This window comes from Rhizobium sp. WW_1 (assembly GCF_003610155.1).
GTDB classification, from domain to species: domain Bacteria; phylum Pseudomonadota; class Alphaproteobacteria; order Rhizobiales; family Rhizobiaceae; genus Rhizobium; species Rhizobium tropici_A.
The window spans coordinates 439485-461419 of the sequence record NZ_RAIN01000001.1 but is presented as its reverse complement, the minus strand read 5'-3'; the positions used below and the strand labels follow the sequence as shown (position 1 = coordinate 461419).

Here is a 21935-nt window from a genome sequence, read left to right as displayed (position 1 = left end):
ATTCCCTCCCAAGATGCGCCGCCTTACGAGGCGACGCATCCGTCTGGTCAGCTCTACAGGCGACCCGCCAGAGCATCCTTGTAAAGCTTGCCCAGATTTTCTGCGTTCACGGCTATCGGATTTCCGCCGCAAGACGGGTCGTTTTCTGCCATCTTCGCAAGTTCGGCGATGTGTTCTTCCTTCACGCCCACAGCATCGAGAGTATGAGGGATGCCGATCTGCTCGCGGAGCGAGAGTATCCAATTGAGGACCGCGTCGAACGAGGGATTGGGGAGATTCAAATAACGGGCCAGAGCGACGATGCGATCCTCAACCGCCGAGCGGTTGAACTTCAGCACGTAAGGCATGACGATTGCGATCGTCAGGCCGTGATGAGTGTTGAGAAGCGCGCCGCATGGATGCGACAGCGAATGCATGGCGCCAAGCCCCTTCTGGAAGGCCGTGGCCCCCATGCTGGAGGCGACCATCATTTGCGAACGCGCCTCAATATTCTTGCCGTCTTGCACCGCTGTCGGAAGGTAGTTTTTCACCAGGCGGATGGATTCGAGAGCAATACCCTGAGCCATAGGGTGGTAGAAGGGGCTGCAATATGCTTCCAGGCTATGCGAAAGCGCATCCATTCCCACCGCCGCCGTAATCTTGGGAGGAAGATCGACCGTTAGGCCGGGATCTGCGATGACGACGGCAGGCATCATCTTGGGATGGAAGATAATCTTCTTCGTGTGATCGCTTTCGTCGGTGATTACCGACGCACGACCGACCTCCGAGCCTGTCCCGGACGTTGTTGGAACAGCCACCACTGGCGCCATACCCTCGGGATCGACACGAGTGAACCAATCCTCACGATCTTCAAAGTCGAACAGCGGTCGCGTCTGGCCGACCATAAGTGCGATTGCCTTCGCCGCATCCAGGCCGCTGCCTCCTCCGAAGGCGATCACGCCGTCATGGCCGCCCTTCTTGTAGATCGAGACGCCGTCTTCCACGTTCTTGCCGACTGGGTTTGCCTGAATCTCTGAAAATAGACCGCATGGAAGTCCGTCACGAGCGAGAAGGGCCAACGTGTCGGTGACGACCGGAAGCTTTGCAAGGCCGGCATCGGTGATGAAAAGAGGATTCGACATCCCCAACGAGCGGCATGTCTCGGCGAGTTCGCTGATGCGGCCGGCGCCGAACCGGATCGAGGTTGGGTAATTCCAGTTGCCACGGAGGTTTGTAGGCTCGCTCATTTTTCCATCTTTCGGGTTCGCAAGAAGAACGACTTTGAGAGGCGAAGCAGCGGTGACGAAAATCTGCGCGTTGCAGGCGGTTTAAAGCCGCCGAGCATTCCGTTCCCACCGCTTTCTTGATGTGGATTTACGTTTCGAAAGCCTCGTCTGTCAACACAAAACCACGGAAAGTGATCAATTATCGTTGGATATTGTTGCTTTTAGTCGTTCTTGGTGTAACAAGTTTGCCCGTCATCGGATCGGCAAATAAGAATCTGGGAACTGAAAACATGGCCAAGGACGACCTGCAGGGAGCAGTCGAACGAATTGAATCCCTGAAAATATGGAATGGCAACATCGACGTCAGCCCCCTTGCGGGAGGGCTTACCAATAGGAACTATCGCGTGGTGGACGGCCCCGACACCTACGTTGTCAGGTTCGGCGACGACATTCCGGTGCATGGAGTGATGCGATTCAACGAGGCGGCGGCGGCGACCGCTGCCTATCATGCTGGTGTCTCGCCGGAAGTCGTGCACGCCGTGCCGGGCATGATGGTGAGCCGCTTCGTTACAGGAGCGACTCTCACTCCTTCGGATGTCCGCAACAGCGGGCGGATCGAGCGTATCGTCGGACTGATAAAACAGTACCACACGGGCATCGGCGACCATTACACCGGTCCGGTTCTGGCATTCTGGGTTTTCCAGGTCGTGCGGTCCTACATTGCGCGCCTTAGACGGGAAGGCAGCCGACTGGTGCCACGACTCGAGAAGCTTGCTGCTCACTGCCGAATGCTCGAGTCGTCAGTCGGGCCTGTCGACATTGTGTTTAGCCACAACGACCTGCTTGCGGCGAACTTCATCGACGACGGGAAGCGGCTTTGGGTCCTTGACTGGGACTATGCGGGATTGAACACCCCACTCTTCGATCTCGCCAACTTGTCCTCGAACAACGAATTCGATGCGTCGCAGGACGTGCTCATGCTTGAAACATACTATGGCGAGAAGCCGGACGGGGCGCGGGTGAGGGCGCTTCATGCCATGAAGTGCGCGTCGTTGCTCCGTGAGGCGCTGTGGAGCGCGATCTCGGAGCATCACTCCGAAATATCGTTCGACTACGAAACCTATACCGAGGACTACCTACAGCGCCTTGAAAAAGCGATGGCGAGACTTTCGGCTTAGGTAGAGAAGTCGGATGGCGGCGCTCGCGGGTAATCCCGCGAGCGCTTTTTTGTTAGCGCGCTAGCGCCTTGAGCGCTTCATCGTGCAGCCAGGGACTTGCTGCCGCGACCACGTGTTCTCCGGAATCAACTGTAAGAGGCTTGCCATCCCAATCGGTAATGCGGCCGCCCGCGTTTTCAATTACCGGAACCAAGGCGAGAAAGTCGTATGGCATGAGCGACGCCTCGACCACCAGGTCGCAGAATCCGGACGCCAGCAGAGCGTACTGGTAGCAATCCCCGCCAAAGCGCCGGATAGCAGCCAACCGGCTCATTCGATCGTACCGCTCCCAATCTTCCGCCGAAGGGAAGAAATCAGGCGATGAGGTGTAGACTCTGGCATCCGCCAGAACCTTGCAGTTGCTTACGACTGCTGGATCGCCGTTGAGCGTTGTCCCGCCCTTTTTGCCGACCCACCGTTCGCCCAGCGCTGGCATTTCGATTACACCGACCGATGGCTCTCCATTTTGCAGAAGCGCGATAAGTGCGCCGAATAACGGCATTCCCGTCAGGAAGCTCTTGGTGCCGTCTATCGGATCCAAAACCCACAGCTCCTTGCCGCCTTCCGTTTTGCCAGTTTCTTCGCCAAAAACGCCATGCGTTGGATAGCGCCGCTCGATTGCTTCCCTCATGGCGCGCTCGATCGCCTTGTCCGCGATAGTCACTGGGCTTTCATCCTCCTTGCGTTCGAACTTCACCGTCTTCCTGAAGTGCTGAAGTGCCAGCGAACGGGCGAGATCCGCCAATTCCTCCGCGAATTCCGAATAGTCTTCCATTCCGTTTGAAAGCATTGCCGTCTCCATTGTGCTTATTGTGGGTTTGTACAAAGGTTTGCCTACATAAACCACGTATATGCACAATTGTCGCTCAAAAAATGTGGATACATGTTGACTTTCCAACCGTAACGGGGCACCAATCTCCACAAGATGTTGCACGACTTAGCGCTGCATCCGTACAAGAAAGCCATATGCGCAACGCGCGAGAGACGGGGGAACCCAAATGACGAATTTTCCAACGCAGGCCAGAGCCGTCATCATTGGCGGCGGTATCATCGGCACGTCGACGGCGTATCATCTGGCCAAGCTTGGCTGGACTGACGTGGTGCTCCTGGAGCGCAAGAAGCTGACATCGGGCAGCACGTGGCATGCGGCAGGTCTGGTTGGCCAGCTTCGCTCGAGCGCCAACATCACGCAGTTGCTTGGCGAGTCCGTCAAGCTTTACAAGACCCTGGAAGCCGAGACCGGACTGGCGACCGGCTGGAAAATGAACGGTGGCCTACGCCTTGCATGTAATGAAGAGCGCTGGACGGAAGTAAAACGTCAGGCAACCACCGCGCGGTCGTTCGGCCTGGAAATGCATCTGCTCACCCCGAAGGAAGCGCAGGACCTTTGGCCTCTGATGGACATCTCCGACGTCATCGGCGCAGCGTTCCTGCCGACCGACGGTCAGGCAAGCCCATCTGATATCACCCAGTCGCTCGCCAAGGGCGCGCGCAGCAACGGCGCCCGGATCATCGAAGACACCGACGTGACTGAGATCGTTGTGGAAAAGGGGCGGGTGAAGGCGGTCGTTACGAACCGCGGCCGGATCGAGTGCGAGTATGTAATCAACTGCGCCGGCCAGTGGGCGCGCGAGGTTGGCAAACTCGCAGGCGTTAATGTTCCTCTGGTGTCGGTCGAGCATCAGTACATGGTTACAGAGCGCATTGAAGGGGTCGCATCAAATCTCCCGACGCTACGCGACCCCGATCGCCTTACCTACTACAAGGAGGAGGTCGGCGGGCTTGTCATGGGCGGTTACGAGCCCAATCCGATCCCGTGGGCCGTCAAGGGGCTGCCGCGCAACTTCGAGTTCCAGCTTCTTGAGTCCAACTTTGGCCATTTCGAGCAGCTCATGGAGCTCGCGCTCGGACGCGTTCCGGCGCTCGAGACGGCAGGCGTCAAGCAGCTTATCAACGGGCCCGAAAGCTTCACTCCGGACGGCAACTTCATCCTGGGCGAGGCGCCCGAGGTGGATGGATTCTTCGTTGGCGCAGGCTTTAACGCTTTCGGCATCGCCTCCGGCGGTGGAGCGGGGAAGGTGCTTGCGGATTGGGTCGCCGGCGGCGAGCCTCCTTACGACTTGTGGCCGGTCGATATTCGCCGGTTCGGCCGCAATGCCCAGGATATTGGCTGGGTTCGCGAGAGAACGCTCGAAGCCTACGGCAAGCACTACACGATCGCCTGGCCGAACGAAGAGCACAAAAGCGGGCGTCCAGCTCGCCGCTCTCCTCTCTACGATCGCCTCAAGTCGCAGGGCGCTTGCTTCGGAGAGAAGCTCGGCTGGGAGCGCCCGAACTGGTTCGCGCAAGAGGGTGAAGAGCCAGTCGACCAGCACACGTTCCAGCGTCCGAACTGGTTCGGCGCGGTGGGCCGCGAGCACAGGGCGACCCGCGAATCCGTCGCCGTCTTCGATCAGAGCTCGTTCTCGAAGTTTCTCATGGTCGGCAAGGACGCCGAGGAGGCGCTCTCCTGGATCTGCGCCAACGACGTCGCCAAGCCGGTCGGCAGCTTGATCTACACCCAGATGCTCAACAGCAAGGGTGGCATCGAGTGCGACCTGACTATCGGGCGCATTGCCGAGAACCAATTCTACATCGTCACCGGCACCGGCTTCGCGACCCACGACTTCGACTGGATCCGTCGTCATATTCCAAAGGGCTTGGACGCGAACCTGATCGACGTGACGTCTGGCTACGCCGTTCTCAGCCTAATGGGGCCGAACGCCCGTAAGGTCATCGAGAAGCTGACGGAGGATGACGTTTCGCATGCCGGCTTCCCCTTCGGCAAGGTCCGAACGATCCATGTGGCGGGTGCTCCGCTGATGGCGCTTCGCGTCACCTACGTCGGCGAACTGGGTTGGGAGTTTCACTTCCCGGTCGAATTCGGGGCGACGGTCTACGACGCGATCATGCAAGCCGGCGCCGAATTCAACATCATCAACGGCGGCTATCGCTCAATCGAGAGCATGCGTCTCGAAAAGGGCTATCGCGCTTGGGGGTCGGACATCGGTCCGGACTACACGCCTCTCGAGGCGGGTCTCGGCTGGGCCGTGAAGCTGAAGAAGAACACTCCGTTTCTTGGACGCGAGGCGCTCGAAAAGCAGCGTGACGGCAAGCTCAAGCGTATCCTGGCAACCTTCACCGTCGACGATCCCAAGGTCATCTTGCTTGGCCGCGAGACGGTCTACCGTAATGGTGAGCGTGTCGGCTGGCTGAGCAGCGGCGGCTTTGGGCACACGATCGGAAAGTCGATCGGCATGGGTTATGTCCGCCAGCCGCAGACGGGTCTCGACGAAGAGTTTGTGAAAACGGGTTCCTACGAGCTCGAGGTGGCGGGGGAACGGGTGAAATGCTCGGTCCATCTGGAACCGCTCTTCGATCCGCGCATGGAACGCATCAAGGTGTAATTCCGTCTTCTCACCATTGCCAGCGGGACCTGCCCCCTGCAGGTGGCGCGAGGCGACCACCGGTGTCTGGCCGCGACACCGGTGGTCTTTTCACAGGCCTATTCACCATATGCTGCAAGACGACGACTTTGCTTACTTCCAATCTCTCATGGCTGATTTCGCAGAGTTCGGCTCGACCCCTCGCGGCGGCGTCTGTCGATTGGCGGGATCTGATGCCGACCGTGAGGCCAGGGATTTCCTGGCCGCGAGGTTCAGGGTCGACCTGGGGGTGGAACCGATCATCGACGGGATTGGCAACATGCTGGGCATCGTCAAAACCGCGCCGGGAGCGGAGACCGTCGTTCTCGCCGGGTCGCATCTCGACAGCCAGGTCACGGGCGGTCGCTTCGATGGAACCTATGGTGTCGCGGCGGCGATGACCGCGGTCCGAGCGCTGCTTCGCAACGCTCACGGCATATCCTTCCGGCACAATATCGCGGTCGCGAATTGGACCAACGAAGAGGGTGCAAGATTTCAGCCCAGCTTACTAGGAAGTTCGGTCTTTGCCGGCAAGATAACGATGATCGATGCATTGAGGATCCGCGACGACGCCGGATGTTCCGTAGCAGAGGCGTTGGATCGAATTGGATATCTCGGACGGGGCCGGATGTCGCTCAGACCAGTCCGAGCACTCGAACTTCATATCGAACAGGGCGACGTTCTCGAACGGGCGGGCAGGCTTGTCGCGGTTGTCGACGGTGCTTGGGCCGCAAGGAAGACTACCCTGGAGTTCATCGGCGAAGCCGCCCATACTGGACCGACCCCAAACCGTCGGCGCCGCGACGCTCTCAGGGCGGCCGCGCGATGCATCACCGAGTTTCATGAGCTGTGCGGCGGCGAAAGTGAAATACATTCTTCCGCCGCCTCAATTCGGGTCTTCCCAAACTCACCCAACGTCATTCCATCGTTGGCGGCCGTCACGTTCGAGATCCGAATGAGAGAGGCGCCGGCCTGCAACGATTTGGGCGACCGTTTCATTGCTGCAGCATCCGAGTTGTGTTTGCCGCTTGGTGTAGAATTGAAAGTGGCAGGCGACAATCTCCGCCCACCAGTTGGCCTGTGCCCGGATGGTGTTAAGTTCGCAAAGAGTGCCGCCGCCGATCTGGGGATGCGTCTTCCTGTTATGAAGACCGTAGCCGGTCATGACGCGCTTGCCCTCCAGCACAGCGTGCCCTCGACACTTCTCTTCGTGCAGACGCGCGACGGCTTAAGTCACAACGAGGCCGAAGACGCCAGCCCCGAATCCGTGAGGGCAGGGCTCAAGGTTTTCTATCAGACCCTGAGGGGCTTCGTGGCATGAATGGTCAGCTTGCCTTTTCGGTGAGGTGGTCTGCGGCGGTGAGCAGACGCACCTCCGCCTCGCGGCACTTTCGTTGAAACTCAACAGGAGGCAAGTCGTCGCATACGATCGTATCGACGACAGAAAGCTCACATACCTTGACGGGAGCGGCCCTGCCGAACTTGCTGTGGTCCGCGATAACCCAGGTCTCCTGTGCCTGTTTCATCGCTGCACGGCTGAATTCAGCCTCGAATAAATGAAAATCTACGAGTTCCCCGCGATTATTGATGCCCCCGACGGAAATGAACGCGTAACGGACCTCGAACTGCTGGACGAACTCGATCGTTGACGGTCCAAAGGCTGAAGCGTCGTCGCCGCTCAGTTCTCCGCCCGTGATAAACACCCTGTTTCCGTTACGCGAAGCAAGGCGGCAGGCAATCTCCGCAGAGTTGGTAACGACGGTCAGGTTGGAATGATGAGACAGGGCTTCGGCGACGTAGGTGGTGGTGGTTCCGTTGTCGAGGATGAGGCTGTCGCCATCCTTAACGACTTCGGCGATCATTCCTGCGACGCTACGCTTCGCGTCCTTGTTGACTTGCATTCGACGCTGGAATGGCGGTTCGTCGACGTGATCGGGGTCCATGATGCCACCATGAAACCTAATGAGGCTTCCACTGTCGATCAGCGGCTTGATATTGCGCCGAATGGTCTCGGTCGATACGTGAAGCTTGTCTGCGAGCTCCGAAATGCTGTAGCTCCCGACATCGCGTACGGCCTGCAAGATATCCGTCTGTCGTTTGAATGACATTACTATGTCCCTTTGAAGGTCGGACCGTGAAAACCACAATCGCTTGAGTCGATATTTCATGGTTCTTTGTGGGATTGCAAGGATCCGAATCCCACATTTTGTTCGCTATTGCACAAAAGTCACGCATTTTGAGCATTTATTAGTATCAGCCTGATGAATGCCCCCTCAAGGCGGCCTTAAGGGCTGTGGGAAATGTTGGATTTTGGGTATGTATTCAACTGAGATAATGTGGGCAATTCAGCCAAAGATAGTCTTATTCGCAACAAATAACCACAAAAATCGGCATGTGGTGGCAACAAGATGTCGCAGATATGACTGCGATTGACCCTGACCTGACGTTAGGATTGCCCCGAATTGAACAGATTGGATCAGGCTAATGACCGAAGAATTGAAAACGCAGAGGCTTCAAGCGATCGCCCTGACCGAGAATGGCGCTCCGGCCGCGCCTTCCAATCCGTTTTTCGGCGTCGGGCCGATCACAGACGCGACGACGGACGAGCTCGACGCGCGTCTGCGTAGGCTTGAATTTGATCATTGGCTCGAGGCGAACTACCGCAAGTTCGACGACATGGGGCACGAGATCGGCGGCTTTACCACCTCGGAGATGAGCCGGAGCATGCATCGCGGCTACCCGGCCGACAAGGTGCTGGTCGACATGATGCGCACCATCCATCGGTATTTTGAGTTCCCCAAGCAAAATCGGCTCGCGGTTGGTCTTGGCGGCGGCCATAGCGGCTTCACCGTGTCCGTGCAGCACCTTCTGAACGCCAACGACCCGAACCAGCGGGTCTACATGGACACCCCGCGTCCAGAAAGTGATCTCGCTGGTGGTGCGGGCTTTTTCCGCCAGTCTTGGGCAACGCAGGTTATCGAGATGCATCGGTTCGCCAAAGCCGGCGACGAAACCCGTCTGCATTTTGCTACGACCGAGGGCGCGATCCCAACCGCAAACGAACTCGAACAGCTCGGTATATCCATCTTCATCGGAGTTGGTCACGAAACGACTGGAGCGAACGCCTACAAGACCGAGGAAATCGTCGAGCTTCTCAAGTGGCTCGATGGCGACCCGCAAAACCGGCATGCGGTCTTCGACGCGACGTCGATGCTCGGTGCGATGCCGTGGGGCCACAGTCTAGTGCGCGCCGCGGTCGCGAAATGCTGCCTGTTCATGCCCTTCCAGAAAGCCATCGGCGGAATCTCCGGCTACTTCGTGAACTCGTTCACTCCGTCGGCTTTGAGCCTTATCGAGCAGAACCAGCAAAACCCGTCCTGGGCAATTCCCCGCCAGCTCAAGATCGCTCCGCCAATCGACGCCAAGCAACCATTGAGCGCCAAGCGCTCTGTCGATGTGGGCCCTTTCTACGACGCGACCGAGGACAAGATGCTAGGGGGTGTCATCAACACATTCAGCACGCTCGCGTTCGCGGAAACGACATTCAATCTGCTTCAGATGGAGGCGGCGATTGGACCGGTCGCCGAGCTCAATCGGCGCTCGGCGGAAAACCGGGATGTCGTTGATCGTTGGGTGGAAAATAACAGCCTTCTGTCGCTTGTGGTTCCCGACAAGGATCGCCGCGGCGCTGCAGTGACCTTGCTGAAGGTAAACGACGCTGGCGTAACCGATCCGGCGATGCACGCGAGGATCATTGCAAAGTCCAAGCAGCTACTCGGCTATGAAGGACTAACTCATCCAAATGGCGAGTACGAAAAGGGCCTAGACGCAGCGCGTTACGTCAATGCGTTTCCTGGAACGCCAGGGGATTACCGGGCGTGGGTCGGCGGCATTCGCGAGCCGTCCGACGTCGTCGCGCTGCTGGAAAACCTCAGCTACGCCTATCTTCGCGCGAAGATCGTCGTCCTCGAGGAGGAACTTCATGCGAAGGGCGTCAATTTCGCAACCAGCAACGCGGGAGCCTCCGAGGACAGCACTGGAGAAACGTACACCGTTCTCGTCGTTGATCCGGTCGGATTGCGCCTGCGGCCAGATGGAACACAGGACTATAGCGAGGCCGCGGCTTATATCGCGGAAAAGGGCGGCCAGCTCCATGCCGGTCCGCTCGACGAGGGGACGGAGCTCGAAAGCGGAAAGACGCATTTCTTCTATCAGCCGCACCTTAGCACTGCCGACGAAATTCTGGCGCAGACTGCCGATGGCCGCTATGATGCGGTGGTCGCCGCAGCGACTTTCATTCCCGCGGAGTCGAAATTTCGCCTGGGTGGCGTCCGCATCGGCGCCGGTACAGGGAACATGGCTTCGAATTCGTGGGGTGGCCCGAACGGCGACGGCGGCGAGGCAGCCCTCATGAACACGCCGGGCATCAACAGCCGCGCCACCGCTCAGATGGCAATGAAGGCCCTATTGAAGGTAATGCCAGACCTTCCAGTGGACGAACTGCACGCGCGGGTCTCTTCGGGCGACTTCGATACCGGAAAAAACCTCGCCGAATATCCCACCGAGAAGCTCGAAGGCAAACGCGTCGCCATTCTCGGCTATGGTAACATTGGCCGGGAATTCGCCAAGCTCGCGAAGGCGTTCCACATGAACGTCGTCGTTTATGCTCGGTCGACCCATAGGGCCAATGTCGTGGCAGAAGGATATGAATTTGCAGAGACCGTGATCGAAGCGGCGAAAGGCGCTGACGTGTTGTCGGTACATCTTGGTCTGGGGCGCAAGGACGAGGTCACTGGCCGGTTCTCCAACTTCGACGTAGTCGATGCCAAAGTCCTGAACGCGCTCAATGACCGAGCCGTGCTCATCAACTACGATCGCGGCGAACTTGTGGATGTCGTCGCCCTCGAACAAGCGCTGTCGGTCGGAAAGGTTCGGCATGCGGCGATAGACGCCGATATCTTCCAGGGAGACGCCGGCCCAACAGGACCGCTCAAGCCATACCTGCCGCTCCTCGAGAAGCATGGATCCAAGCTGGAGCTACTTCCACACGCTGCCGCCGACACCGATCACCCGACCAGAGTGGCAGGCGCCAAGCAGGCGGTCGATCAAATTCTCGCTCTCCTGCACCGCAAGACGGTGGTCAACCGCAAGGGGGATCTTCCCGCAGGATATGTCTGTGGAGGCACCCAAAAGCCCAACGGAGTTGGTACCGTTTCCGGAGAGGACCTTCTTTCGGTCGCGCAACATGATGGTCTTATCGGAGAGCTTCGCGAAGTTTCCGAACGCATCAGTTCCATCATAGGCGCGCTCGACGCCGTGTCGGGTGAGCATGCCACCACTGCAATCGTTCAGCGCTACGTCGGATTGTTAACTCAGACCGCTATGCGCCAGAACAATCTCCTTCGCGCCGCGGGCCTTCTCGCGCCATCGGCATAGATGGCATTGCGGCTCCCCAAAATGGGGGGCCGGCTTGCTTTCAAGTTCGAGACGGGTCAGCTACGGTGTTCAGTACACATTGAGACGCTGTCGTGACCCGAACCGCCAATCCCACTGCGATAAGCAAACAAATCAAGAGTAGCCGCTGGGGCCCGACAGGCGTGATCCTGTCGGGCCTCTATGCGTTAGCACTTTGCCTCAACGAGCTGGGAGACATGCTCGCGGGGGTTTTCGCGCCGCTAGCGTTTCTTTGGCTTTTTTCCCGACGATGATCCAAGGCCAGGAGCTTCAGCATTCCCGCAGGGTGATGAGCGAACAGGTGGGAGCGGCGGCGCGCCAGGCAGATGCCGCGCACGAGCAGGTTCTGTTTCTCGAACGACAGATGCAGGCAATGCAACTGCAGAATGAGATCGCCAGACATTCAGCAGGCGCGAACTACCAGTTCGCCTTGTTTGACAAGCGGGTCGCGATTTACGGCCTGCTCGACGCGATCGGATTCAAAATCATCAGCGACGGCACGGTCACCACGGTAACCCATCGTGACGTGATCAGGACGGTACAGGCGGCGAAATGGATCTTCGACGAAGCGGTACGCGAGTGGCTGAGCGAAATAGCAAACCGTTCGTTCGAAGGTCTGAGGGCGCAGGGCAGGGTAGATCGCCTAAACGAAAACATGCTAGCAAGGGCCTGACGGCGGAGGACGACGCCAGGCACGTGCAGCTTGTCGAACGGGTGGAAGAGATCAGTGACTGGCTGGAAAAGGAGCTTCAACCACAGTCGATCGATGCCCGGTTAGGTCACTTTCTCTCACTACCGGCTGCCATCGGACCTAATAGTGCTCCCGGAGGTGGAACTTGAGCTAACGTCGAAGAGACGCCGCCCTCACCGTATTTGCCATAAGCATCGCTATTGTCATGGGTCCAACGCCGCCGGGGACTGGCGTAATCGCTCCGGCGACCTTGGAGCAATCTTCGAAGTCGACGTCTCCAGTCATCCGGTTCTTCCCATCCGCTTCCACGATGCGATTGATCCCCACGTCGATGATCGTTGCACCCGGCTTGATCCACTCCGCTTTAACCATTCGAGTCGAGCCTACGGCGGCGACAACGATATCCGCGTTGCGAGTGAGCGATGCGATGTCCTTCGTGCGGGAGTGTGCAGTGGTCACTGTGGCGTTGGAAGCCAGGAGAAGCGTTGCCATCGGTTTTCCGAACAGGTTCGACCGACCGATGACCACGGCCTGAAGGCCTGATAAGTCGGGTCCGTGCATCTGCCTGACCAACGCCATGGCTCCGGCAGGAGTGCACGGGACCAGTCCGGTGTCGAGATCGCCCGTCGCGATCTTTCCCGCGTTGACGACGTTGAGGCCATCCACGTCCTTGGACGGATCGATGGATTGAATGATGGGGTCGGACTTCAGGTGGCGCGGAAGCGGCAACTGGACCAAAATGCCGTCGATCGAGGGGTCGCCGTTCAATCGCGCGACGAGTTGGGCGAGTTCTTCCTGTGACGTTTCGGCGGGCAATGTGGCCTGAACCGAATGAAATCCACATTCCTTGGCCATACGGGATTTGGCGGCCACATATGCGTGGCTCGCCGGGTCGTCCCCGACGATAACGACCGCGAGACCTGGTTTCCTACCAGTTGCTACAAGACCGGCGCTCAATCGCTTGACTTCCTCGACGACGATTGCAGCGGCGGCCTTCCCGTCAATGATCGTCGCCATGTTCAACCCATCCTTTCAGACACGTAAGAGCCTGGGCTTGCAGGGAAGACGATCGTCTTGTTGCCGTTCATGAAAACGCGGTGATGAATATGCGCGTGGATCGCGCGTGCAAGGACCTGGCTTTCGACGTCGCGACCGATGGAAACGTAGTCGGCGGAGGACTGGGCGTGGGTGATACGCGCAACATCCTGCTCGATGATCGGTCCTTCGTCGAGGTGTTCTGTGACATAGTGGGCAGTCGCGCCGATCAGCTTGACGCCGCGCTCGAAGGCTTGCTTGTAGGGATTGGCACCCTTGAAGGACGGAAGGAAGGAATGGTGGATGTTGATGATGCGGCCTGACATCTTCTTGCACACCTCGTCGGACAGCACCTGCATGTATCGGGCGAGCACAATCAGCTCCGCACCGGAAGTCTCCACGATTTCCATGAGACTAGCCTCGGCACGAGGCTTGTTCTCCTTCGTCACTACGACATGATAGAAAGGTATGTCGTGGTTCACGACCACCTTCTGGTAGTCGAAATGGTTCGACACCACGCCTACGATGTCGATCGGAAGGGCGCCAATCTTCCAGCGATAAAGCAAGTCGTTCAGGCAGTGGCCGAACCGAGAGACCATCAGGAGCACCTTCGTGCGCCGACCGGCGTCGTGGAGTTCGTACGACATGTCTCCTTCGGACGCGAGCGCCGCCAAATCGCTGACGATCTTCTCGTCCGCGCCGGTCGTCGACGTGAAGCTCACCCGCATGAAAGACTTGTCGCATTCGCGGTCGACGAACTGCGATGTATCGATGATTTCGCTGTTCGCGCCGGCTAGGATGGCCGTAATCTTCGATATGATGCCAACGTTAGCGTCGCTCGTGACGTTTAGCACGTAGTTTGTCATTTCGTTCACCTCCATATTGGTTTTTTTAGCGCGACAGCGGCCGTTTGCTCGGCCCCTGTAGTAGATGTCAGCACTCGGGAAGGTTTACCGCCAAACCTCCCAGGCTGGTTTCCTTGAACTTGGAATTCATTTCTTCGCCGGTCTGCCGCATCGCGCGGATGCAGTTGTCGAGGGGCATGAAGTGCGTTCCGTCGCCGCGAAGGGCCAGCGACGCGGCCGAAACGGCTTTCATCGCGCCCATTCCGTTCCGCTCGATGCAAGGAACCTGTACGAGGCCTGCGACGGGATCGCAGGTGAGGCCGAGATGATGTTCAAGAGCTATCTCGGCAGCGTTCTCGACCTGCGCGGGGGTGCCGCCCAGCACGGCGCATAGGCCCGCTGCAGCCATCGCCGCAGCGGACCCGACCTCGCCTTGACAGCCGGCCTCGGCGCCAGAAATCGATGCGTTATGCTTGATCAGTCCGCCGATGGCCGCCGCAGTCAGCAGGAACTCGTGAATCTTTTGGCGATCGTCGCCGCCACAATGGCTAATGAAGTATTTCAACACGGCTGGCACGACGCCGGCCGCGCCGTTCGTGGGCGCGGTCACCACTCGTCCGCCTCCAGCGTTTTCCTCGTTAACCGCCATCGCATAGACGCTCAGCCAGTCCGCTACCACGTGTGGATGAGCCTGGTTGGAGCCGCGTTCGCTCAACAACTGGCGATAAATGGCACTGGCGCGACGCTTTACCTTGAGACCTCCGGGCAATTCGCCGCTGGTGCGCAATCCTCTTTCGATGCAGTCATCCATGACGCGCCAAAGGCGGTCGAGCCCGTCGTCGAGATCCCTGGCTGTGGCCGAGACCAGCTCGTTCGCACGTTTCATCTGAGCGACGGAAATGCCTGCAATGCTTGCCATCGCTAGCATGGAAGCCGCTGAGTGGAAGGGAAAGGGGCGGTCGCTGGCAGCCAAAGACTCCTTAGTCGTTAACGCCTTTTCGGACGCGGTGACCACGAACCCCCCGCCGATGGAATAGTAGGTTTCTGAAAAGATCGTTTCACCCGCGCGACCGCACAAGTCGAACGTGAGCCCGTTCGCATGGCCGGGAAGCGGATCGCCGTAGTCGAATACCACATCCGTCTCCGGATCAAATGTGATCGGCGGAAGACCGGGCGATCGCAGGGTCTTACCGTCCTGAAGGTCCTCAAGGAGAAATCCGGCTTCGTCGATATCCAGGTCGGCGGGTAGCAAGCCGAGCAAGCCAAGTGCCACTGCGCGATCGGTGGCGTGTCCACGGCCGGTAAACGCGAGCGATCCGTAAAGCTTCACGCGAATACGAGTTCCAAACGGCACTTTCTGGTCGCGGATCGCGGCTAGAAATCGCACGGCGGCGGTCATCGGACCCATCGTGTGGGAAGAAGAGGGACCAACACCGATCTTGAAAACGTCGAAAACGCTTAGAAACATGGACTATCGCCCCAACCCATGGCCGGTTGCGCTACAAATCCGGCCATGGTTTCGCACCTTCCCACTAACCGTAGATCGGGAAGCGTTCACAGAGTACCTGCACTTCCTTCAAGACAGCCTGTTCAACCGTCGGGTCGCCTTCGCTCCCCTTCGTCGCAAGCGCTTCTATGACCTGAAGGATGAGTTCGCCGACTTTCTTGAACTCAGCGACCTTGAAGCCGCGGGTCGTCCCGGCTGACGTCCCAAGCCTCACGCCCGAGGTGATCGCCGGCTTCTCCGGGTCGAACGGAATGGCGTTTTTGTTGCAGGTGAGCCCGGCCCGCTCAAGCGCGTATTCCGCATCACGGCCCTTCACGCCCTTCGGTCTCAGGTCCACGAGTACCATGTGGCAATCCGTTCCGCCGGAGACGATATCGAGTCCACCGGCGACCAGGACTTCGCTCAGCGCTCGGGCGTTGTCGACGACGTCCTTGGCGTATTCACGGAACTCCGGCTGCAGTGCCTCGCCGAACGCTACCGCCTTTGCAGCGATCACATGCATCAACGGACCGCCTTGGTTTCCAGGGAAGACCGCCGAGTTGATCTTTTTCGCGAGTGCCTCGTCATTGGTCAGGATCATGCCGCCACGCGGACCACGCAACGTCTTGTGCGTCGTCGTCGTGACGATGTGCGCGTGGGGCAGCGGATCCGGATAGACACCGGCAGCGATGAGGCCCGCATAGTGCGCCATGTCCACCATCAGGTATGCGCCAACTTCATCCGCAATTGTGCGGAACGCGGCGAAGTCGATGGCGCGCGGGTACGCGGAGGCGCCGGCGACGATCAGCTTGGGCCTGGTTTCGAGCGCACGCGCACGAAGGCTTTCGTAATCGATCTGCTGATCAGTTTCACGAACCTCGTAGCTGACGATGTCGAACCATTTTCCAGACATCGTTACGGGCGAGCCGTGCGTCAGATGTCCCCCGTGGGCGAGCGACATCCCCATTACGCGATCACCAGGTGTCAGGAGAGCTAGGAAGACCGCCTGGTTGGCCTGGGCGCCGGAGTGAGGCTGGACGTTCACGAACGAGGCGCCGAAGAGTTCCTTTGCACGGTCGATCGCGAGGGTCTCTACCTCGTCTACGAATTCGCAACCGCCGTAGTAGCGCTTGCCGGGATAGCCTTCGGCGTACTTATTGGTGAGCACCGATCCCTGTGCGGCGAGGACGTTAGGCGAGACGATGTTCTCCGACGCAATCAGTTCAATCTGAAAACGCTGGCGGTCGAGTTCGCGTGCGACTGCAGCCGCAACGGCGCTGTCGCCGATCTCGGACTTGGGAAGTATCTGAAGCATGTTGTCTCCTTCAGGACGTGTTGTGGTTGTTCCCTGGCGCGGACGTGAGGGAAGAATTCTATTCAGTGTTTAGCCGGAAATGATGCGACTTCGGACGCGTCAGATGATCGAACCCGAGCACGCTCAGGGTTACGCCACGACCGCTGTCTTTCACTCCCGTCCAAGCAAGCGAAGGATCGAGATGGTCGCAGCGGTTCAGGAACACGGTGCCGGTCTCGATCTTGTCAGCCAGGTCTTCGGCCGCCGCAACGTCGCTCGTCCAGATCGATGCCGTGAGGCCGAAGTCGCTATCGTTCATGAGATTGACAGCCTCTTCGTCGGTTCCCACGCGCATGATGCCAACGACAGGTCCAAAGGTTTCCTCTGTCATGAGGCGCATGCCGTGGTCGACATTGGAAAGGATTCGAGGCGACACGAAAGCGCTCTCAGGGCGATCCTTCTCGAAGGTCGTAATGGGAACGAGATCCTTCGCGCCCTTGGCAATAGCGTCATCGACCTGTCCGCGAATGAACTTGGCGGCGGAAGCGCTGACAACAGGCCCGAGATTTGTGCTCGGATCCATGGGGTCGCCCAGCCTGTATTCCTTCGCGATTTCCACCGCGCGTTCCACGAACTTGTCGTAGACGCTTGCGTGAACGTAGATTCGTTCGATCCCGCAGCACGACTGGCCGCTGTTGAAGAACGCGCCGTCGACCAGATTCTCCGCTGCAAACGCGATGTCGGCGTCAGCGCGGACGTATGCTGGGTCCTTGCCTCCGAGTTCAAGGCCCACGCTGATGAACCTTTCGGCCGCTGCTTTCTGGACGAGGTGGCCAGTGCGAACCGAACCGGTAAAGGCAACATGGTTGATCCGTCGATCACCGACGATGCGCTCCGCGTCGGCGTGGTCAACCACCAGCGCCTGAAACACGTTTTTCGGAAGACCGGCGCTTTCGAACGCCTTGGCGAAAGCGTCGCCGCAGAGAGGCGTCTGGGCCGCATGCTTGAGGACGACCGCGTTGCCTGCCAAGATTGCAGGAACGATCGTGTTGATTGCGGTGAGAAGAGGATAGTTCCAAGGTGCAATCACGTAAACGACACCGACGGGAGCGCGCCGGATGAATCGGTCAAAGCCGTCGCGCGCCTTTGGGCGGACGTCGGCGAGCCCTTCAGGTGCGAGCTCGATCATGGTACGCGCGCGATCCACGCAACCACGTACTTCACCTGGCGTTTGGGAAATAGGACGGCCCATCTGACGCGTGATGTCGAGCGCTATTTCTTCCTGATGATCGAGCAGATACTGGGCGAACCTCTCGCAGATCTCAACTCGTTCAGCTAGAGTTGTAGCCTTCCACGATTTTTGCGCCCAAACGGCAGCGTCCAAGACAGCGTTGATTTCCTGCGAGGCAGCATATTTTCGTTCGACGACGACTGTCCCGTCGACAGGGGAAATAGTGCGCTGGGTATCGGTCATTTCATGGTCCTCAGATAATTTCGAAGTAGCGGGAAAGCTCCCAGTCGGTGACTTGCTTCCGGAACTCGCGGTCTTCCCAGTCGCGGGTTGCTGCATAATGCTCGACGAAAGTCTTTCCAAAGATCTCCTTCGCCTCCTCGGAATTGTTGAGCGCCGCAGCCGCGTCGGTCAGCGTCCGCGGGAGTTGCTGATGCTCCGGGGTGGGGATCTGGTATGCGTTGCCCGAAAGCTCCGTCTCCGGCTTGATGCGGTTTTCGATGCCCCAGAGGCCTGCGCCAAGTGCGGCCGCCAACGTCAGATACGAATTGGTGTCCGCGCCGGGAATTCTGAATTCGACGCGCTGCGACTTCGAGCTTCCGGTGATCGCGCGAATTGCGACGGTCCGGTTGTCCACGCCCCAGGTCGCCGCCGTCGGAGCCCAGTACCCCGGCACGAGCCGTCGGTATGAGTTGACCGTTGGCGCGGCGAATGCTGCGAGGGCGGGCGCCAGTCTCTGGAGGCCGCCGATGAAGTGCAACATGGTCTCGCTGATGGCACGATCCGCACTGGGGTCGTGGAATACACCTTTGCCGTTCTTGTCGACGAGCGATACGTGGACGTGCCCGCCCTGACCTGGGAACGAGCTGTCCCACTTGGCCATGAAGCTTGTGAAAAGGCCGTTCCGCTGCGCGAAGATCTTGGCAAAAGTCTTGAAGAGGTTTCCCTTGTCCGCGGCGGACAGGGCGTCGTCTACGCCGATCGCTGCTTCAAGCGCTCCCGGACCGGTCTCTTCGTGGAGTCCCTCGATTGGGATGCGCATGTCCTCGAAGAGATCCAGCATGCCATGATAGAATGGTGTGTTGACTGAATTGCGGATAACGGAATAGCCGAAGTTTCCGACGCCGAGCGGCGATAAGTTGCGGTAACGCTTGTCGGAAAGGGACTTTGCCGTTTCTTCGACGACAAGGAATTCGAACTCGCATGCCGCCTTGGCTTGAAAGCCTAGTTCTTCGGCCTTTTTCAATACACGTTTGAGAACGCCGCGGGGGCAGAGCGGTTCAAGTTTGCCCGCGAACTCGCCCAATACGAAGAGGGTGTCGGGCTCGAAGGGTATTTCCCGTGCAGTTTCGGGGAGGATCCTGACCTGCGCGTCACCATAGCCGGTATGCCAACCGGTGAGCTTCGTGTTGTCGTAGAGTTGGTCGCTCGAATCCCATCCGAGAACGACGTCGCAAAATCCGAACCCATTTTCGATGGAAGAAAGGAACTTGTCAGGCGACATGTACTTTCCGCGCAGCACGCCGTCGATGTCGAACACGCCGACCTTGATGTGCCTATAGGGCCGCTCCTGCAGCAACTGCTTCAAGCCCGCAGCATCTTTGACGTCTGAAAATTCCATGGGGTTCCCTCGAGATTTTGTTGGGCGTCGCCGGAGCCTCGCCGCATCCCGATCGCGGTGCTGGTCGAAGCAAAAGCGATGAGGGAATGTGTTGAGGTGTCGATCGTTGAATCGCAGCTAAAACCCCAAAGCCTCGCATGTCAATACAAATCCACATAATGCCACATTATATGATGGTAATAGTGACTTTAAGGCGCGCTTTTTGAGGTTATCTCTTTGCATTGGAGACGCATGCGACGCGTAAGGGGCGCCGCATGCAATGAGCGTCAGGGTGCTAAAGGGACGCTTCGAGTACCTTGGATAGATACTCTGCCATGGCGAGCTGTCCGGCATCGTCGGTTATGAGATCATTCCGGATTTCGATCATTACGTTTTCCAGCCCCGTCGCGATGCCGTGGATTTGTAGCGTGTGGGTGACGCCGTCCTGAGGTCCGTAAGGAGCATTTCGCTGAGTGTTGAATTGCTTGGAGTCCTTGGTTGCATCCAGCATTCGGTCGGCGAGGCGTGCGTCCGCATCGTGAAGAATACCGAGTTCAACGTCTCTGACCGCGCCGTTGTACACTTTCGTGAAGCTATGAATTGTCACGATCACAACTTCGCGCCCCTCGGACGCGCGGCGTGCGATCACGTCGGACACCGCGTGATGAAACGGCCAGTAGATTTCGCTGGTCCGGGCGAACCGCTCGGCGGCGGAGAGGTTTGCGTTCCCCGGAATGCTGTGAACTTCGCTTTTTGCTGGCATGGCCGTTGCCGACGTCGGCGGGCGGTTGCAGTCGTATACAAGCCTCGAGAAGCGCTGTTGTACCAAGGTCGCATCGAGCTTTTCGGACATCTTAAGCGCCGTTTGGAGGGCTCCGGGATCCCAGGCCGCATGGCTCGACATCGTCTCGGATGAAGCGCCCAATTGCTTCAAGCTTTTTGGCAAGCTGTTCGACGCGTGTTCACAAAGAAGGATAATCGGGCTCCCCCCGTCGGGGCGATGCACGGAAAAGGCAGGCCCGTCGTCTGGTCCCAGCAGTTGAGACTGGCTTATTTGAGACATTGTCTTCTCCGGTATTTGAGAGGGGTAATTAGTCGTCATGCTGCCTGCTGGGTCGCGACGTCACCCTCGGCACGCACGGATGGTTGCTCGTCGCTCTCCGAAGAGGACAACTGCTTGACCGCAGGGCCGGCTAGTGTCTTGGCAAGCAGGAAGCCGGTTGCGCCGCCGCCAAGCTTGCCTAGGAGGATGAACGGGATCAGCGCCGGCTGGAAGTTCGCCGCAAAGGCGAGGTGGTCGCCGAACGAAAACGCCGCACAGACCGCGAATGCGATGCAAAGGACCTTGTCCATCGGCTTCATCGAGGCAATCAGCCGATAAAGTGCAAGAATGTTCGCTGCGCCCGCAATCAGGCCCGCAGCGCCTGCAGCTCCCAGGCCGATGCGTCCGCCGATCGCTTCCATCGGCGCCGAAAGATACCGCTTGATCAAATAGACCATCGGAAACGCGCCAGCGAGCATGATACCAATGTAGCCCGCTATCTCCAACGCGCGGAACTGGTCGGCGCTATCCGCAATGATCGGATCGAAGCCCCAGCCGCCAAAGATCTTTTCTGGCAATCCGGTGAAGTACTGGACCACCGAAAGAACAAGGACGATGGTGATTGCGGCGTACATCATCCGGCCAAAGAGGAGGAATGCCGCCACGACGATACGAGGCGCCAGGCGAAGGAGCATCGCGAGCAAGATGCAGAAAACCGCAAGTGGAGCGAGGTTTGCCAACACCGTCGGCATGTCCAGCAAGATGGGCTGAGTCGCGCCGGTAATGCCTATCTCGGCCCTCATCGGAGGCTGAAACACGAGTATCGCCAGGCAGGAGAGGAATACGCCGACGGGAATGCTCAAGAGGCCGTACATCACGCCGAGCGCCATGTAACGGTGGTCTTTTCTTTCCAACATCGCCAAACCGACCGGAATTGAAAACACAATGGTTGGTCCAGCCATGAAGCCGATGACCGTAGCGACAACCCATCCATTCGGGCTTGTGGCCAGCGCGTGGGCGAGCTGGTAGCCGCCCATGTCATTAGCGATCACGCTCGTAGCGGCGATCGCCGGATCGGCGCCGACCGCTTGCATCAACGGACCGACGTATTCTCGCACGAACGCCGAGAGGTAAGGCGCAGATGCCATAATACCGGCCACCGGAACGAAGATAGGTCCAATGCTGTGGAGTCCTTCGAGAAACTCCTTTCCAAGTCCGTCCTGGTCGTTGCGAATTGCTGCCAACGCCCCCAGTACCGCGCAGAACATGATGACGTAGATCACATAGGTTCCGATTTGATCCACCTTATTTCCTCCAACTGATCTTCGCTTAAAGCGAATTGACCAGCTTTAGTGTAAAGTGAAGCCACAC

At 58.6% G+C, this 21935-nt stretch carries 16 protein-coding genes; 5 read left to right on the top strand and 11 right to left on the bottom strand.

The annotated features are described in order from the left end of the window. Positions 1-53: 53 nt before the first annotated feature. Positions 54-1226 carry an iron-containing alcohol dehydrogenase gene (locus BJ928_RS02150; RefSeq protein ID WP_047627440.1) on the bottom strand — a complete coding sequence of 391 codons (1173 nt, stop codon included), beginning with the start codon at positions 1224-1226 and terminating at the stop codon, positions 54-56. Between the two features lie 269 nt (positions 1227-1495). On the opposite strand from BJ928_RS02150, the gene BJ928_RS02145 reads away from it, so the two are divergent. Then, the gene (locus tag BJ928_RS02145; RefSeq protein ID WP_047627438.1) at positions 1496-2383 is read left to right on the top strand and encodes a choline kinase family protein; all 888 of its coding nucleotides are present in this window, start codon (positions 1496-1498) and stop codon (positions 2381-2383) included. A 52-nt stretch (positions 2384-2435) separates the two neighbouring features. Here the strand turns inward: BJ928_RS02145 and hisN are convergent, their stop codons facing one another. Further along, on the bottom strand, positions 2436-3212 hold the full coding sequence (gene hisN, locus BJ928_RS02140) for a histidinol-phosphatase (protein ID WP_047627436.1): 777 nt from the start codon (positions 3210-3212) through the stop codon (positions 2436-2438). Between the two features lie 208 nt (positions 3213-3420). Between hisN and BJ928_RS02135 the strand changes: the two genes are divergently transcribed. Then, positions 3421-5868 (top strand): FAD-dependent oxidoreductase, encoded by a 2448-nt coding sequence (locus BJ928_RS02135; protein WP_047627433.1) that lies wholly within the window; start codon positions 3421-3423, stop codon positions 5866-5868. A 109-nt stretch (positions 5869-5977) separates the two neighbouring features. Beyond that, positions 5978-7207, top strand: a complete 1230-nt coding sequence (locus BJ928_RS02130; protein ID WP_047627432.1) for a hydantoinase/carbamoylase family amidase — start codon at positions 5978-5980, stop codon at positions 7205-7207. Between the two features lie 4 nt (positions 7208-7211). On the opposite strand, the gene BJ928_RS02125 is transcribed toward BJ928_RS02130, so the two are convergent. Continuing rightward, positions 7212-7994 (bottom strand): DeoR/GlpR family DNA-binding transcription regulator, encoded by a 783-nt coding sequence (locus BJ928_RS02125; protein ID WP_047627430.1) that lies wholly within the window; start codon positions 7992-7994, stop codon positions 7212-7214. Between the two features lie 376 nt (positions 7995-8370). On the opposite strand from BJ928_RS02125, the gene BJ928_RS02120 reads away from it, so the two are divergent. Both BJ928_RS02120 and BJ928_RS02115 read left to right on the top strand, forming a co-directional pair. Next, positions 8371-11322, top strand: a complete 2952-nt coding sequence (locus tag BJ928_RS02120) for an NAD(P)-dependent oxidoreductase (protein ID WP_047627428.1) — start codon at positions 8371-8373, stop codon at positions 11320-11322. A 307-nt stretch (positions 11323-11629) separates the two neighbouring features. After that, positions 11630-12013 (top strand): hypothetical protein, encoded by a 384-nt coding sequence (locus tag BJ928_RS02115; RefSeq protein ID WP_047627426.1) that lies wholly within the window; start codon positions 11630-11632, stop codon positions 12011-12013. 168 nt (positions 12014-12181) lie between these two features. On the opposite strand, the gene folD is transcribed toward BJ928_RS02115, so the two are convergent. The 8 genes from folD to eutH form a co-directional block, all read right to left on the bottom strand. Beyond that, positions 12182-13048 (bottom strand): bifunctional methylenetetrahydrofolate dehydrogenase/methenyltetrahydrofolate cyclohydrolase FolD, encoded by an 867-nt coding sequence (gene folD / locus BJ928_RS02110; protein WP_047627425.1) that lies wholly within the window; start codon positions 13046-13048, stop codon positions 12182-12184. Between the two features lie 2 nt (positions 13049-13050). Then, a complete protein-coding gene (gene purU / locus BJ928_RS02105; RefSeq protein ID WP_047628736.1) occupies positions 13051-13932 on the bottom strand; it encodes a formyltetrahydrofolate deformylase in 882 nt (293 codons plus the stop codon). A gap of 67 nt (positions 13933-13999) precedes the next feature. Continuing rightward, entirely contained in the window at positions 14000-15379 is a 1380-nt protein-coding gene (locus BJ928_RS02100; RefSeq protein WP_047627424.1) for an L-serine ammonia-lyase, read from the bottom strand. Between the two features lie 64 nt (positions 15380-15443). After that, positions 15444-16712: a serine hydroxymethyltransferase gene (gene glyA / locus BJ928_RS02095; RefSeq protein WP_047627423.1), complete on the bottom strand. Its 1269-nt coding sequence runs from the start codon at positions 16710-16712 to the stop codon at positions 15444-15446. 58 nt (positions 16713-16770) lie between these two features. Further along, positions 16771-18165, bottom strand: a complete 1395-nt coding sequence (locus tag BJ928_RS02090; protein WP_047627422.1) for an aldehyde dehydrogenase family protein — start codon at positions 18163-18165, stop codon at positions 16771-16773. Positions 18166-18175: 10 nt separating this feature from the next. Then, the gene (locus tag BJ928_RS02085; RefSeq protein ID WP_047627420.1) at positions 18176-19543 is read right to left on the bottom strand and encodes a glutamine synthetase; all 1368 of its coding nucleotides are present in this window, start codon (positions 19541-19543) and stop codon (positions 18176-18178) included. A gap of 274 nt (positions 19544-19817) precedes the next feature. Continuing rightward, entirely contained in the window at positions 19818-20585 is a 768-nt protein-coding gene (locus tag BJ928_RS02080) for an N-formylglutamate amidohydrolase (RefSeq protein WP_047627419.1), read from the bottom strand. Between the two features lie 35 nt (positions 20586-20620). Next, on the bottom strand, positions 20621-21868 hold the full coding sequence (eutH, locus tag BJ928_RS02075) for an ethanolamine utilization protein EutH (protein ID WP_047627417.1): 1248 nt from the start codon (positions 21866-21868) through the stop codon (positions 20621-20623). Positions 21869-21935: the final 67 nt, after the last annotated feature.

Coding starts and splice junctions, on each gene's coding strand:
- BJ928_RS02150 (WP_047627440.1), bottom strand. CDS start 1,226: ATGAGCGAGCCTACAAACCTCCGTGGCAACTGGAATTACCCAACCTCG.
- BJ928_RS02145 (WP_047627438.1), top strand. CDS start 1,496: ATGGCCAAGGACGACCTGCAGGGAGCAGTCGAACGAATTGAATCCCTG.
- hisN (WP_047627436.1), bottom strand. CDS start 3,212: ATGCTTTCAAACGGAATGGAAGACTATTCGGAATTCGCGGAGGAATTG.
- BJ928_RS02135 (WP_047627433.1), top strand. CDS start 3,421: ATGACGAATTTTCCAACGCAGGCCAGAGCCGTCATCATTGGCGGCGGT.
- BJ928_RS02130 (WP_047627432.1), top strand. CDS start 5,978: ATGCTGCAAGACGACGACTTTGCTTACTTCCAATCTCTCATGGCTGAT.
- BJ928_RS02125 (WP_047627430.1), bottom strand. CDS start 7,994: ATGTCATTCAAACGACAGACGGATATCTTGCAGGCCGTACGCGATGTC.
- BJ928_RS02120 (WP_047627428.1), top strand. CDS start 8,371: ATGACCGAAGAATTGAAAACGCAGAGGCTTCAAGCGATCGCCCTGACC.
- BJ928_RS02115 (WP_047627426.1), top strand. CDS start 11,630: ATGAGCGAACAGGTGGGAGCGGCGGCGCGCCAGGCAGATGCCGCGCAC.
- folD (WP_047627425.1), bottom strand. CDS start 13,048: ATGGCGACGATCATTGACGGGAAGGCCGCCGCTGCAATCGTCGTCGAG.
- purU (WP_047628736.1), bottom strand. CDS start 13,932: ATGACAAACTACGTGCTAAACGTCACGAGCGACGCTAACGTTGGCATC.
- BJ928_RS02100 (WP_047627424.1), bottom strand. CDS start 15,379: ATGTTTCTAAGCGTTTTCGACGTTTTCAAGATCGGTGTTGGTCCCTCT.
- glyA (WP_047627423.1), bottom strand. CDS start 16,712: ATGCTTCAGATACTTCCCAAGTCCGAGATCGGCGACAGCGCCGTTGCG.
- BJ928_RS02090 (WP_047627422.1), bottom strand. CDS start 18,165: ATGACCGATACCCAGCGCACTATTTCCCCTGTCGACGGGACAGTCGTC.
- BJ928_RS02085 (WP_047627420.1), bottom strand. CDS start 19,543: ATGGAATTTTCAGACGTCAAAGATGCTGCGGGCTTGAAGCAGTTGCTG.
- BJ928_RS02080 (WP_047627419.1), bottom strand. CDS start 20,585: ATGTCTCAAATAAGCCAGTCTCAACTGCTGGGACCAGACGACGGGCCT.